This is a genomic window from Bradyrhizobium sp. I71 (assembly GCF_022354745.1).
GTDB lineage: Bacteria > Pseudomonadota > Alphaproteobacteria > Rhizobiales > Xanthobacteraceae > Bradyrhizobium > Bradyrhizobium liaoningense.
Genome location: NZ_CP059398.1, coordinates 6,981,298 through 6,995,306, shown reverse-complemented (window position 1 = coordinate 6,995,306; position 14,009 = coordinate 6,981,298). Strand labels below are relative to the sequence as shown.

General features: G+C 66.6%; 10 protein-coding genes. 5 read left to right on the top strand and 5 right to left on the bottom strand.

What is annotated here, in order from left to right; translation table 11 throughout:
• Positions 1-214: 214 nt before the first annotated feature.
• Positions 215-1,708, bottom strand: coding sequence for an IMP dehydrogenase (guaB, locus tag FJV43_RS33100; RefSeq protein ID WP_028178447.1), 1,494 nt, complete (start codon positions 1,706-1,708; stop codon positions 215-217).
• A gap of 488 nt (positions 1,709-2,196) precedes the next feature.
• On the opposite strand from guaB, the gene FJV43_RS33095 reads away from it, so the two are divergent.
• The gene (locus tag FJV43_RS33095) at positions 2,197-3,687 is read left to right on the top strand and encodes a DHA2 family efflux MFS transporter permease subunit (protein ID WP_239623161.1); all 1,491 of its coding nucleotides are present in this window, start codon (positions 2,197-2,199) and stop codon (positions 3,685-3,687) included.
• A gap of 105 nt (positions 3,688-3,792) precedes the next feature.
• Here the strand turns inward: FJV43_RS33095 and FJV43_RS33090 are convergent, their stop codons facing one another.
• Both FJV43_RS33090 and FJV43_RS33085 read right to left on the bottom strand, forming a co-directional pair.
• The gene (locus tag FJV43_RS33090; RefSeq protein WP_239623160.1) at positions 3,793-4,479 is read right to left on the bottom strand and encodes an RlmE family RNA methyltransferase; all 687 of its coding nucleotides are present in this window, start codon (positions 4,477-4,479) and stop codon (positions 3,793-3,795) included.
• A 1-nt stretch (position 4,480) separates the two neighbouring features.
• Positions 4,481-5,566: a Ppx/GppA phosphatase family protein gene (locus FJV43_RS33085; RefSeq protein ID WP_239623159.1), complete on the bottom strand. Its 1,086-nt coding sequence runs from the start codon at positions 5,564-5,566 to the stop codon at positions 4,481-4,483.
• 209 nt (positions 5,567-5,775) lie between these two features.
• Here FJV43_RS33085 and FJV43_RS33080 point away from each other — a divergent pair, with 209 nt between their 5' ends.
• A complete protein-coding gene (locus tag FJV43_RS33080; RefSeq protein WP_239623158.1) occupies positions 5,776-8,148 on the top strand; it encodes a xanthine dehydrogenase family protein molybdopterin-binding subunit in 2,373 nt (790 codons plus the stop codon).
• Between the two features lie 126 nt (positions 8,149-8,274).
• On the opposite strand, the gene FJV43_RS33075 is transcribed toward FJV43_RS33080, so the two are convergent.
• Positions 8,275-9,075, bottom strand: coding sequence for a hypothetical protein (locus FJV43_RS33075; protein WP_239623157.1), 801 nt, complete (start codon positions 9,073-9,075; stop codon positions 8,275-8,277).
• A 105-nt stretch (positions 9,076-9,180) separates the two neighbouring features.
• On the opposite strand from FJV43_RS33075, the gene FJV43_RS33070 reads away from it, so the two are divergent.
• From FJV43_RS33070 to FJV43_RS33060, 3 genes are all read left to right on the top strand, one after another.
• The gene (locus FJV43_RS33070; protein WP_239623156.1) at positions 9,181-9,672 is read left to right on the top strand and encodes a YaiI/YqxD family protein; all 492 of its coding nucleotides are present in this window, start codon (positions 9,181-9,183) and stop codon (positions 9,670-9,672) included.
• Between the two features lie 2 nt (positions 9,673-9,674).
• Positions 9,675-11,486, top strand: a complete 1,812-nt coding sequence (locus tag FJV43_RS33065; protein ID WP_239623155.1) for an ATP-binding cassette domain-containing protein — start codon at positions 9,675-9,677, stop codon at positions 11,484-11,486.
• Positions 11,487-11,547: 61 nt separating this feature from the next.
• Positions 11,548-12,627 (top strand): D-TA family PLP-dependent enzyme, encoded by a 1,080-nt coding sequence (locus tag FJV43_RS33060; RefSeq protein WP_239623154.1) that lies wholly within the window; start codon positions 11,548-11,550, stop codon positions 12,625-12,627.
• A gap of 187 nt (positions 12,628-12,814) precedes the next feature.
• Here FJV43_RS33060 and FJV43_RS33055 read toward each other — a convergent pair whose 3' ends face one another.
• A complete protein-coding gene (locus FJV43_RS33055) occupies positions 12,815-13,993 on the bottom strand; it encodes a TIGR03862 family flavoprotein (protein WP_239623153.1) in 1,179 nt (392 codons plus the stop codon).
• Positions 13,994-14,009 lie beyond the last annotated feature (16 nt).

The following is a 14,009-nucleotide window of genomic DNA, read 5'->3' as shown; positions in this document are numbered from 1 at the left end:
GCGGAGGGAGAGAAGCGCGTCAATACAAAAGCGGTGGACCGGTTATGCGGAGACGTACACAGCACTCGTGTCCCGGACGCGCTGCAACGTGAAACGTTGCTGCGCAGAGCCGGGACCCAGAGCGCAACACGGCAGGACGCGGAGGCATGGGCCCCGGCTCTGCAGCGCACCACCGAAGAGGTGCTGCGCTGCGTCCGGGGCACGAGGCCGGCGGCTAACCCCCGCCCGGATAGTTCGGGCTCTCGCGCGTGATCGTCACGTCGTGGACGTGGCTTTCGCGCAGGCCGGCGCCGGTGATGCGGACGAACTGGGCCTTCTCGTGCAGCTCCTTCATGTCGCGTGCGCCGACATAGCCCATCGCGGCGCGCAGGCCGCCGGCGAGCTGGTGCATGACGTGGCCGACCGCACCCTTGTAGGGCACCTGGCCCTCGATGCCTTCAGGCACGAGCTTGAGCGTGTCCTTGATGTCCTGCTGGAAATAGCGGTCGGCCGATCCGCGCGCCATCGCGCCGACCGAGCCCATGCCGCGATAGGCCTTGTAGGAGCGGCCCTGCCACAAGAACACTTCGCCGGGCGTCTCGTCGGTGCCGGCGAGCAGCGAGCCCACCATGGCGATGTCGGCACCGGCGGCAAGCGCCTTCGCAAGGTCTCCGGAGTATTTGATGCCGCCGTCGGCGATGACCGGGATGTCGGACTTCTTCGCAGCTTCCACCGCATCCATGATCGCGGTGAGCTGGGGAACGCCGACGCCGGCGACGATGCGGGTGGTGCAGATCGAGCCCGGGCCGATGCCGACCTTGATGCAATCCGCGCCCGCGTCGATCAGCGCCTGCGCGCCTTCGGTGGTGGCGACGTTGCCGGCGACGACCTGCACCGAGTTGGACAGACGCTTGATGCGGTTCACCGCGTGCAGCACGTGACGGGAATGGCCATGCGCGGTGTCGACGACGACGAGGTCGACGCCGGCATCGATCAGGCGCTCGGTGCGCTCGAAGCCGGTATCGCCGACGGTGGTGGCCGCGGCGACGCGCAGGCGCCCTTGCGCGTCCTTGCAGGCGAGCGGATGGGCGACCGCCTTCTCCATGTCCTTCACGGTGATGAGACCGACGCAGCGATATTGCTCGTCGACGACGAGCAGCTTCTCGATGCGGTGCTGGTGCAGCATCCGCCGCGCCTCGTCCTGGCTGACATTCTCACGGACCGTGACGAGGTTTTCGTGCGTCATCAGCTCGGAGATTTTTTGCTGGCGATTGGTCGCAAACCGCACGTCACGGTTGGTGAGAATGCCGACCAGCTTGCCGGGCGTGGACTTGCCCGCGCCGGTGACGACGGGAATGCCGGAGATGCCGTGATCGCTCATCAGCTTCAGCGCGTCGTCGAGCGTGGCCTCGGGGCTGATGGTGAGCGGGTTCACCACCATGCCGGACTCGTAGCGCTTGACCTGCCGCACCTGGGCGGCCTGCCCTTCGGGATCGAAATTGCGGTGGATGACGCCGAGGCCGCCGGCCTGCGCCATGGCGATCGCCATGCGGGCCTCGGTGACCGTGTCCATGGCGGAGGCCATGATCGGAATATTGAGCGGAATGGCGCGGGTGACGCGGGAACGGATGTCGACCTCGCCCGGCATGACGTCGGACAGGCCCGGCTTCAACAGCACGTCGTCGAACGTAAGGGCTTCGCGGATGCCTTGAAGTTGCACCGTGGCCATCTGCCAACTCCTTCCTGCGGCCCTGCCGCAAATGCTTATGGATGAGCGCCGCCCTCGGCGTACCTTGCGGCATCGCCGGAGAATCGGAGCCCATCGGTGGGGTTGACGCGGGTCGATAGCACGGCCGCGTGACGAATCAAAGCAATTCGGGCCGCCGGCCAGCCATGCACAGGCATTTTACGCAAATTCGGCGGGGATAGCCCGAGCGCGGCCCACCCGCGGCCATTCCGGGGCGCGACGAAGTCGCGAACCCGAAAATCCATCCCACCCGGTCCCGCGGCCCAATGGATTCTCAGGTGCGCCATTGCGCACCATAGCTCGCGCCAGGCCGCGCGCCCCGGAAGGACGGAGACGGAGGGTCACACCGTTGTTACGCGGGATTTAGGTGCCATGCGTCGATCCGCAATGGTCTCCGCCGGGTGGCGATGATAAGCCGCAATTCCGTCCTATCTCCCGATCCTATCTCCCGATTTCATTACCAATCCGTCATGGTCGACAAGCAACGCGTCATTCCGCTGATCGTGGCCACTGCTCTCTTCATGGAGAACATGGACTCGACGGTGATCGCCACCTCGCTGCCCGCGATCGCGGCCGACATCGGCACCAGCCCGCTGACGCTGAAGCTCGCGATCACCTCCTATCTGCTGTCGCTGGCGGTGTTCATTCCGGCGAGCGGCTGGACCGCCGACCGGTTCGGCGCGCGCATGGTGTTCGCGATCGCGGTCGGGGTGTTCATGGTCGGCTCGGTCGGCTGCGCGCTCTCAACCTCGGTCACCGACTTCGTCTTCGCGCGCATCCTGCAAGGCATGGGCGGCGCGATGATGACGCCGGTCGGACGCCTCGTGCTGCTGCGCTCGGTCGACAAGAGTGCGCTGGTCAATGCCATGGCCTGGGTGACGGTCCCTGCCCTCATAGGCCCCGTGATCGGCCCGCCGCTCGGCGGCTTCATCACCACCTACGCGTCCTGGCACTGGATATTCCTGATCAACATCCCGATCGGGCTGCTCGGCATCTTCATGGCCCTGCGCTTCATCGATCCGATCAAGAGCGAGGAACGCGAGCCCTTCGATCTCTACGGCATGGTGCTCGCGGGCATCGGGCTCGCAGGCATCGCCTTCGGCCTGTCGGTTGCCGGCCTCAATCTGCTGCCGTGGAGCACCGTTGCCGCGCTGATCGCGGGCGGTGCGATCTCGATGACGCTCTACGTCATCCATGCCCGGCGCACGGGATCGCCGGTGCTGGATTTCTCGCTTCTGAAGCTGCCGACGCTGCGCGCGGCCGTGTTCGGCGGCTTCCTGTTCCGCCTCGGCATCGGCGCGCTGCCGTTCCTGCTGCCGCTCTTGATGCAGATCGGCTTCGGGCTGACCCCGTTCCATTCCGGCCTCGTCACCTTCGCCTCCTCGCTCGGCGCGATGGGCATGAAGACGCTGGCCGCCCGCATCATCCGCACCTTCGGCTTCCGCAATCTGATGACGGTGAACGCGATCGTCAGCGCGTTCTTCCTCGGCGTCTGCGCGCTGTTCACGGTGTCGACGCCGCTGCTGATCATCATGGTCATCCTGGTGGTCGGCGGCTTCTTCCGCTCGCTGGAGTTCACCGCGATCAACACGGTCGCCTATGCCGAGGTCGAGACCGCGCAGATGAGCCGTGCCACCACCCTCGTCAGCGTCAACCAGCAGCTCGCGGTTTCGGCCGGCGTCGCCGTCGGCGCGGCCTGCGTCGAGACGACGATGTGGTTCAACCATGTCAGCGAGATCGACGCCACCGTGTTCGCGCCGGCCTTCGTCGTGGTGGCGCTGACCTCGGCGGCATCGAGCTGGTTCTTCTGGCAGATGCCCGCCGACGCCGGCAACGAGATCTCCGGTCGCAAGGCGGCGGAGATCGCGAGCCGCAAGGGCGCCGGCAAAGGCGCGGCGAAGGCCGCCGTCAAGGCGGCGAGCGAGGATACGCAGGACGTTCGGGACCAGCGGCTGGGGTAGTTTCTCGCTCGTCATTGCGAGCGCAGCGAAGCAATCCAGAATGCCTCCGCGGCAACTGCCTGGATTGCTTCGTCGCTACGCTCCTCGCAATGACGGATGATGTGGCTACTGCTGTGTCCCGCCGCGAAATCCCGTCGCCAGCACGTAGCGCTCCGAGGAATCCTGCCGGCTCGCGGCCGGCTTCACGTGGCGCACCGTCGCAAAGTCGCGCTTGAGCTGGGACAGCAGCTCGGCATCGGCGCCGCTCTGGAACGTCTTTGCGAGGAACGTGCCGCCGGGCTTGAGCACGTCGCAGGCAAACGCAGCGGCTGTCTCGACCAGGCCGACGATGCGGAGCTGGTCGGTCTTGCGGTGGCCGGTGGTGTTGGCGGCCATGTCGGACATCACGACGTCCGCCTTGCCGCCGAGCATCGCGGTGAGCTTTTCCGGCGCGTCATTGTCCATGAAGTCGAGCTGCGCGAAATCGACGCCGGGGATCTCGGGCATCTCCAGCAAGTCGATCGCGACGACCCTGCCCTTGCCTTCCGCGGAGCCGACGCGCTTGGCGGCGATCTGGCTCCAGCCGCCGGGCGCGGCGCCGAGGTCGACCACGGCCATGCCGGGTTTCAGCAGCCGATACTTGTCATCGATCTCCAAAAGCTTGAACGCGGCGCGCGAGCGATAGCCTGCCGCCTTGGCCTTCGCGACATAGGGATCGTTGAGCTGCCGCTCCAGCCAGAGCTTGGACGACAATTTGCGCTTGCCGCCGGTCTTGACCTGGACGTGCAAGCGGCCGGTGGTGTCTTTCGCCATCTCACCAGCTCCTGAGCGCGCCGTCCTCGCGCATCATCTCGACCAGCATGCCCTCGCGCAGGCCCCGGTCGGCGACGCGCAGGCGCGGCAGCGGAAAGGCGCGGCGGATGGCATCGAGGATGGCGCAGCCGGCCAGCACGAGATCGGCGCGCTCGACGCTGATGCAGCTGTTGTTCGCGCGCTCCTCGTAGCTCATGCCGAGCAGCCTGTTGATGGTCGCGGTGAGGTCCGCATCATTCATCCAGATGCTGTCGATACGGCGGCGGTCATAGCGCGGCAGGTTGAGATGGATGCCGGCGAGTGTCGTCACCGTGCCGGACGTGCCGAGCAGGTGCATGTCGGTGAGATCACGGCCGTGCTCCTCCGCGAACGGGGCGACATGGTTTGCGACCTCGCGCTCCATCGCGGCATAGATCCCGGCCGTCACGTCGCGGCCGCCGAACTGCTCGGCGAGCGTGACCACACCGTACGGGATCGACATCCAGGCCTTGATGCGCGGCTGCGGATTTGCGGGATCGCGCTCGATCCGCACCAGCTCGGTCGAACCGCCGCCGATGTCGAACAGGATCGCGCCGCGTCCTCTGGGGTCGACCAGCGGCGAGCAGCCGAGCACGGCGAGCGAGGCCTCGGTCTCGCGGTCGATCACCTCGAGCTCGATCCCGGTCTCGGCCGCGACGCGGCTGCGGAAACCTTCCGCGTTCGAGGCGGCTCGGCAGGCTTCGGTCGCGATCAACCGCAGCCGCCGCGCCTTCCTCAGATTGATCTTGTCGCGGCAAATGCTGAGCGCCGCAATGGCGCGCTCGATCGCGGCCTCGCTGATGCACCCGGTCGCGGAGACGCCCTCGCCGAGGCGGATGATGCGTGAGAAGGAATCGACCACGCGAAAGCCGTCGTGGGTCGGACAGGCGATCAGCAGCCTGCAATTGTTGGTGCCGAGGTCCAGCGCCGCATAGACGCCGGTTCCCGGCGCTTGCGCGCCAATGGCCGGATCGGCGGCCAACGCCACCGCCGTCATCGACCCCTCCAGCTCGCCGTGCGGCCCATGTTGGCTTACATGGCCGTCGCGGAGCCGCGTGTGGTCATTCATACAAATTGTCTTTCCGCGGCCGGTCGGGCCGGTCTGGAATTGATTTTTCGCCTGAAACATTAGCAGCGCGGCAGGCCTGCGCAACAACGCATCACATGGGACCATGCCCATTCGTGCGTTGTCGTGAACGGGGTGGTGGGTTATCTGAGGAAAGTCCGGTCTCCCGCTGCCGCGAAAATGCGCAAATGCCGGCTTTTCAGGTCAATTCCATGCAAGAACACACCAAATCGTCCACGCTTGAGAACGCTATTGCACTGCAAAAATATGGCGTCGGGCAACCGGTCCGCCGCAAGGAGGACGACACGCTGGTGCGCGGCAAGGGCCGCTACACCGACGATTTCAACCTGCCCGGCCAGGCCTATGCCGTGATCGTCCGCTCCACCCATGCCCATGGCATCATCCGCGGCATCAACAGCGAGGCTGCCAAGGCGATGCCGGGCGTGCTGGGGGTGTGGACCGGCAAGGATCTCGATGCCGCCGGTTATGGCCCCTTCACCTGCGGCCTGCCGCTGAAGAGCCGTGACGGCTCGCCCCTGCTCCAGACCAACCGCCAGCCGCTCGCGACCGACAAGGTCCGCTTCGTCGGCGATCCCGTCGCCTTCGTGGTGGCGGAGACGCTGGCGCAGGCGCGCGACGCCGCCGAGGCGGTCGAGCTCGACATCGAGCCGCTGCCCGCGGTGACCGATCCCGAGGAAGCCGCCAAGCCCGGCGCGCCGCAGCTTTACGACCACATCCCTGATAACGTCGCGCTCGACTACCACTATGGCGACATGGACAAGGTCAACGCGGCCTTTGCCAGCGCCGCCCATGTCACAAAGCTCGACATCGAGAACACCCGCGTCGCCGTGGTCTCGATGGAGCCGCGTGTCGGCCTTGCCTCCTACGACAAGAAGACCGAGCGCTACACGCTTCAGGTGCCGACGCAGGGTGTCGCCGGCAACCGCGCCAATCTCGCCAAGAACCTCAACGTGCCGAATGACAAGGTGCGCATCCTGACCGCCAATGTCGGCGGTTCCTTCGGCATGAAGAACATCAACTATCCCGAATACATGTGCATCCTGTATGCGGCCAAGGCGCTGGGACGTCCGGTGAAGTGGCTCGACGAGCGCTCCACCAGCTTCCTCTCCGACAGCCACGGCCGCGCGCAGAAGATCCATGCCGAGCTCGCGCTCGACGCCGAGGGGCATTTCCTCGCGGCAAAGCTGTCCGGCTACGGCAATCTCGGCGCCTACATCACCGGCGTCGCGCCGGGGCCGCTCTCGCTCAACACCGGCAAGAATTTCTCCAGCGTCTATCGCACGCCGCTGATGGCGGTCGACATCAAGACGGTGCTGACCAACACCACGTTGATGGGCGCCTATCGCGGCGCCGGCCGGCCCGAGGCGAACTACTACATGGAGCGGCTGATCGACCGCGCCGCCGACGAGATGGGCATCAACCGGCTGGCCTTGCGCAGGCGCAACTTCATCAAGCCGAACCAGATTCCGTTCCCGGCCTCCTCCGGCGTCACCTATGACAGCGGCGACTTCCAGTCCGTGTTCAACAAGGCGCTCGAGATTTCCGACCACGAGAATTTCGCCAAGCGCAAGAAGGAGAGCAAGAAGGCCGGCAAGCTGCGCGGCATCGCGATCGGCTCCTATCTCGAGGTCACCGCGCCGCCGAGCCCCGAGCTCGGCAAGATCGTGTTCGATCCCGACGGCACCGTGCAGCTCATCACCGGCACGCTCGACTACGGGCAGGGTCATGCGACGCCGTTCGCGCAGGTGCTGTGCCAGCAGCTGGGCGTCCCCTTCGACAGCATCAAGCTGGTGCAGGGCGACAGCGACATCGTCCACACCGGCAACGGCACCGGCGGCTCGCGCTCGATCACCGCGAGCGGCCAGGCCATCGTGGGAGCCGCAAAGCTCGTCATCGAGAAGGGCAAGCGCGCGGCGGCGCACATGCTGGAAGCGTCCGAAGCCGACATCGAATTCGCAGATGGCAGCTTTGCGATCGCCGGCACCGATCGCAGCATCGACATCATGGAGCTCGCCAAGAAGCTGCACGAGGGCAAGGTGCCGGAGGGGGTGCCCGACTCGCTCGACGTCGATCACACCAGCGAACCGGTCGCCTCGGCGTTCCCGAACGGCTGCCACGTCGCCGAGGTCGAGATCGATCCGGAGACCGGCGTGGTGCAGATCGTGCGCTATAGCGCGGTGAACGATTTCGGCACGGTGATCAACCCGATGCTGGTCGCGGGCCAGCTCCATGGCGGCGTCGTCCAGGGCATCGGCCAGGCGCTGATGGAGCACGTCCGCTACGACGAGAGCGGCCAGCCGATCACGGGCTCGCTGATGGACTACGCCCTGCCCCGCGCCGAGGACGTACCGAACATGGCGGTCGGCGACCACCCGGTGCCGGCCACGACCAATCCGCTCGGCAGCAAGGGCTGCGGCGAAGCCGGCTGCGCCGGCAGCCTGTCGACGGTGGTGAACGCGGTGATCGATGCTCTCTCCGAGTACGGCATCAAGCACATCGACATGCCGCTGACCCCGGAGCGCGTGTGGCGCGCGATCCAGGAGGCAAAGGCCAAGGCGGCGTAGGGCGTAGGAGCTCTCTCCGCCGTCATGGCCGGGCTTGACCCGGCCATCCACGCCTGACGCACAAAGAACGTGGATGCCCGGGACAAGCCCGGGCATGACGATGTGGTGACGGCGTGCCCCTTCCGCCTACGCCGCCGCCTGCTCGCGCGGCTGGTAGATCGCGGTGTGCTGGCAATGCGCCAGCGGCGTCGTGCCGTTGGCGACCACCAGCGCGTCGAGCTCGACGAAGCGATGGCCTTTCTTCTCGTAATTGGCGGTGACCTTCGCCCGCGCGGTGATCTCGTCGCCGGCGCGTGCGGCGGACAGCAACTGCATGCGGCTGCCGACGTGAATCCAGGGGCCCAATATGGTGTTGTCGACCAGCACGCGGTTCATGACACGCTGGATCAGGCCGGGATGGCCGAACCCCTCGCGCGCGAAGATCGGATCCTTCTCCCTGATGTCGGCGAGATAATCCGTTGCGTCCTGTCCGGCCCAGCGGCGCGGCGCCGTGCCGAGCCATTTGCCCGTCTCGAACGTCGCCGGGCTGACCGGCTTTCGCTCGGCGACCGCGGGGACCTCGACATAGTCGCTCAATGACACGGCAGGCGCCTTCGCCGGCAGCGAGGCCGTCCCCGTGGCGCAAAGCTCGGTGCGGCTGAACACCTCGATCGTGAGCAGGTCGTTGTGCTCGGTCGCATCGACGTCGGCGGTTTCGCCGTCATAGACCGGCTTGATGAAGCGGGCCTCGACCAGCCCGCGCGACAGAAAATCGTGGCCCCAGCGGGCAATCGGCACGTGCATCATGTAGGCGAACACATCGACGCCGGGGACCAGTCCGCCGGAAAAGCCGAAGCGGCGAGCGACCGTGTCGTCATGCATCTTGTTTTCGGACTGCTTGGCGGTGTTGTAGGCCTCGACGCGGTAGGTTTCGAGCCGGTTCGGCATGGGGCATCTTCCCTGTTTTCTTGTTGTTCAGGAGCGATCGTACGGCCTGAGGAACCGGGGTCAATCCCCTCGCCTTTAGGGCTCGAATGGGGTACCACGCGGCGAATGACTGACACCCCCACCCGCATCTATGTCGACGCCGACGCCTGTCCGGTGAAGGACGAGATCTACCGTGTCGCGCTCCGGCACGGAGTGCCCGTGAGCGTCGTTGCCGGCAATTTCATTCGCGTGCCGCAGGACCCCTTGATCGAGCGGATCGCCGCAGGTGCCGGCATGGACGCAGCGGACGACTGGATCGCGGAGCGCGCCAGGCCCGGCGACGTCGTCGTGACGTCGGACATTCCGCTGGCGAGCCGCTGCGTGAAGGCGGGCGCCGACGTGATCGCGCCGAACGGCAAGCCGTTCACCGAAGAATCGATCGGGATGACGCTGGCGGTGCGCAATCTCATGACGGATCTGCGCTCGGCCGGCGAAGTCACGGGCGGGCCGCGATCGTTCGCGCCGCGCGACCGCTCCGCCTTCCTCTCGGCGCTCGACCAGACGCTGCGCCGGATCCAGCGCCGCCGCGCTGATGCGGCCGCCACCAGTCGGGGCTGATCATGGCGCCCCCGCTGATCCAATTGAAGGACATCAGGCTGACCTTTGGCGGCACGCCGCTCCTGAGCGGCGTCGAGCTCAACGTCGCGCCCAGCGAGAGGGTCTGCCTGATCGGCCGCAACGGCTCCGGCAAATCGACACTGCTCAGGATCGCCGCCGGCCTGGTCGAGCCTGATTCCGGCACACGCTTCGTGCAGCCGGGCGCGACCGTGCGCTACCTGCCGCAGGAGCCTGACTTCGGGGACCACAAGACCACGCTCGCCTATGTCGAGGCGGGGCTTGCGCCCGGCGACGATCAGCACCAGGCGCGTTACCTCCTGGAGCAGCTTGGCCTCACCGGCGACGAGAACCCGCAGAATCTTTCCGGCGGCGAAGCGCGCCGCGCCGCGCTCGCCTGCGTGCTGGCGCCCTCGCCCGACATCCTGCTGCTGGACGAGCCGACCAACCATCTCGATCTCTCCACCATCGAATGGCTGGAACAGGAGCTCGACAGCCGCCGCGGCGCGCTGGTGATCATCAGCCATGACCGCCGCTTCCTCACCAATCTGTCGCGCTCCACCGCCTGGCTCGACCGCGGCAGGATCAAGCAGATCGACCGCGGCTTTGCCTCGTTCGAGACCTGGCGTGACGAGGTGCTCGCGGAAGAAGAGCGCGACCAGCACAAGCTCGACCGCAAGATCGTCGACGAGGAGCACTGGCTGCGCCACGGCGTCTCCGGCCGGCGCAAGCGCAACGTCAAACGGCTCGCCAATCTGCATGCGCTGCGCGACCAGCGCCGCAACTATCGCGGCACCGCCGGCAGCGCCAATCTCGCGGCCGCTGAAGCCGAGCAATCCGGCAAGCTGGTGATCGAGGCGAAAGGCATCACCAAGGCCTATGGCGAGCGCAAGATCGTCGAGAATTTTTCGACCCGCATTCAGCGCGGCGACCGGCTCGGCATCATCGGCCCGAACGGCGCCGGCAAGACCACGCTGGTCAACCTGCTGACCGGCGGCATGCATCCGGATTCCGGCACGGTGCGGCTAGGTGCCAATCTGGAGATGGCGACGCTCGACCAGCACCGCGAAAGTCTCGATCCCAAGTCGACGCTGGCGGAAGCGCTGACCGGTGGCCGCGGCGACCAGATCATGGTGGGCGGCAAGCCGAAGCATGTCGTCGGCTACATGAAGGACTTCCTGTTCGCGCAGGAGCAGCGCGGCACGCCGCTCGAAGTGCTCTCCGGCGGCGAGCGCGGCCGCTTGATGCTGGCGCGCGCGCTGGCAAAGCCGTCGAACCTCCTGGTGCTGGACGAGCCGACCAACGATCTCGATCTCGAGACGCTCGACGTGCTCGAGGAGATGCTCGGCGACTACGAGGGCACGGTGATCCTGATCAGCCACGACCGCGATTTTCTCGACCGCGTCGTCACCTCCGTGATCGCGCCCGAAGGCAACGGCAAGTGGATCGAATATGCCGGCGGCTACAGCGACATGCTGGCGCAACGCGGCGCCGACCTGAAGCGTGAGACGGCGAAGGCGCAAGCCCCGGCGGAGAAGAAAGAGGAGCGCTCCGCTGCCCCGGCGGCGGCGCCGAAACGGAAGCTGAGCTTCAACGAGAAGCACGCGCTGGAAACGCTGCCGAAGAAAATGGAGACGTTGCAGGCAGATATTGCAAAATTGCAGCGCGTGCTCGACGATCCCAATCTCTACACCAGGGATCGCAAGAAATTCGACGACACCTCCGCCGCGATCGCCAAGGCGCATGAAGAATTGTCTGCTGCCGAAGAGCGCTGGCTCGAACTTGAAATGCTCCGCGAAGAGATAGAACAGGCTTAAACCGTAGGATGGGTAGAGCGCAGCGAAACCCATCCTACAGGACCGAACATAGAGACATCCCATGACCACATCCCTCGCCGCCAAGATCGCCCGCGAATACGGCACGCCCTGCGCCGTCATCGACATGGACCGGGTCGAGCGCAACATCGTGCGGATCCAGAAGGCCTGCGACGACGCCGGCGTCGCCAACCGCCCGCACATCAAGACGCACAAGAACCCGACCATCGCCAGGATGCAGATCGCGGCCGGTGCCAAGGGCATCACCTGCCAGAAGCTGGGCGAAGCCGAGATCATGGCCAATGCCGGCATCGACGACATCCTGATCAGCTACAACCTGCTCGGCGAAGAAAAGATGGCGCGCCTCGGCGCGCTGCAGGCGAAGGCGAACATGACGGTGGCCGCCGACAATTCGACCGTCGTCGCCGGGTTGCCCAAGGCAGCCGCATCATCCGGCCGTCCGCTTTCGGTCGTCGTCGAATGCGACACCGGCCGCAAGCGTGCGGGTGTCGAGACGCCGGCCGAGGCGATTGCGCTGGCGCGTGAGATCGCAGCCTCCAAGGGACTCGAGTTCGCCGGCTTCATGCTGTACCCGACCGAGACCGGCTGGGCGGACGCGCAGAAATTCTATGACGAGGCGCTGGCCGGCGTGCGGGCGCACGGGCTCGATGCCAAGATCGTTTCGACCGGCGGCACGCCGAATCTCGTCAATCTCGGCAAGCTCAAGGGCGGCACCGAGCATCGCTTCGGCACCTATATCTATAATGACCGCATGCAGGTTGCCGCAGGCTCGGCGACCTGGGACGATTGCGCGCTCCACATCTATTCGACCGTCGTGAGCCGCGCCGCGCCCGAGCGCGGCATCCTCGATGCCGGCTCGAAGACGCTGACGTCAGATACCGGCGGCCTCGACGGCCACGGCCTGATCCTGGAGCATCCCGAGGCCAAGATCGCGAAATTCGCCGAGGAGCACGGCTTCCTCGACCTCTCCCGCAGCAACACGCGGCCGAATGTCGGCGACGTCGTCCGCATCGTGCCGAACCATGTCTGCGTCGTCGTCAACATGATGGACGAAGTGGTGATGGTGCGCGGCGAGGAGATCATCGGCACGCTGCCGGTCGCGGCGCGGGGGAAGCTGCGGTAGGGCCTGCGTCGCTGGCATCGGAACGCCCGCGCATCCTTCGAGGCTCCCGGCGCGCTGCTTTGCATCGCGCCACTCGCACCTCAGGATGACGCTCTCTCTAGACTAAGCCAGCGCAAGCTGACGCTCTTTCGTAGCCGTCACCCTGAGGTGGCCGCTTCTTCAGCGGCCCTCGAAGGGCGGCGGCGTTCTACGAACGCTTCAGCCATTCCAGCACGCCCCTGCCCGCAGCAAGCCCCGTCGCGAACGAGGCCTGCAGCAGGTAGCCGCCGGTCGGCGCTTCCCAGTCCAGCATCTCGCCGGCGGCGAACACGCCCGGCAACTTGCGCAGCATGAAGCGGTCGTCCAGCTCGTCGAAGGTGATCCCGCCCGCGGTCGAGATCGCGCGCTCGATCGGGGCGACGCCTGTGAGCTGAACCGGAATGGCATTGATCAGCTGCGCAAGCTCCGCCGGCGCGAACGAGGCCAGTTGCCGCCCCGATGCGATGGCGGCCTCCTGCATCAGGCCGATGCCGACCGGCGTCACTTGCACCGCCTTGCGCAAGAAATTCGCCAGGGATTGCTTGCCACGCGTGCCCGATAGCCGCGTGGTCAGCGCGGCGGCGTCGAGGTCGGGCCGCAATGCGATCGTCAACGTCGCCTGGCCGAGACCCAGCACCGCCTCGCGCAGCTCGGCCGAGAGCGCGTAGATCGCACCGCCTTCGATGCCGCTGCGAGTGATCATGGCTTCGCCGCGCACCGTGTGCGCACCAATCGTCAGCGCCACGCCTTTGAGCGGCTGGCCCTCGAAACGGTCTCGGAACACATTTGACCACGCGACCGTGAAGCCGGAATTGGCCGGCCGCAGTCTGGAAATGGCAACGCCTTTGGCAGCGAGGAGCTCGACCCAGCCGCCATCCGAGCCGAGCCGCGGCCAGCTCGCGCCGCCAAGCGCGAGGACCGTGGCGTCGGCAACGACGGCCGCCTCGCCATCGGGCGTTCGAAACAGCAGCCGCCCCTCGGCATCCCAGCCCGTCCAGCGATGACGAAACGCAAAGCGCACGCCGGCGGCATCGAGCCGCCGCAGCCATGCGCGCAGCAAGGGCGAGGCCTTGAACGCTTTCGGGAACACCCGCCCGCTGGTGCCGACGAAGGTCGTCTCGCCCAGCGCCTCGCTCCAGGCGCGCAGCGCGTCCGGCGGGAACGCCGCGATCGCCGCTTGCAGATTCGGTGCCGCCTCGCGATAGCGCGTCATGAACTGCGACAGCGGCTCGCTGTGGGTGAGATTGAGCCCGCCGCGGCCGGCCATCAGGAATTTGCGGCCTGCGGACGGCATCGCGTCGTAGACGGTGACGCGGGCGCCGCCCTGCGCCAGCACCTCCGCCGCCATCAACCCGGCGGGGCCG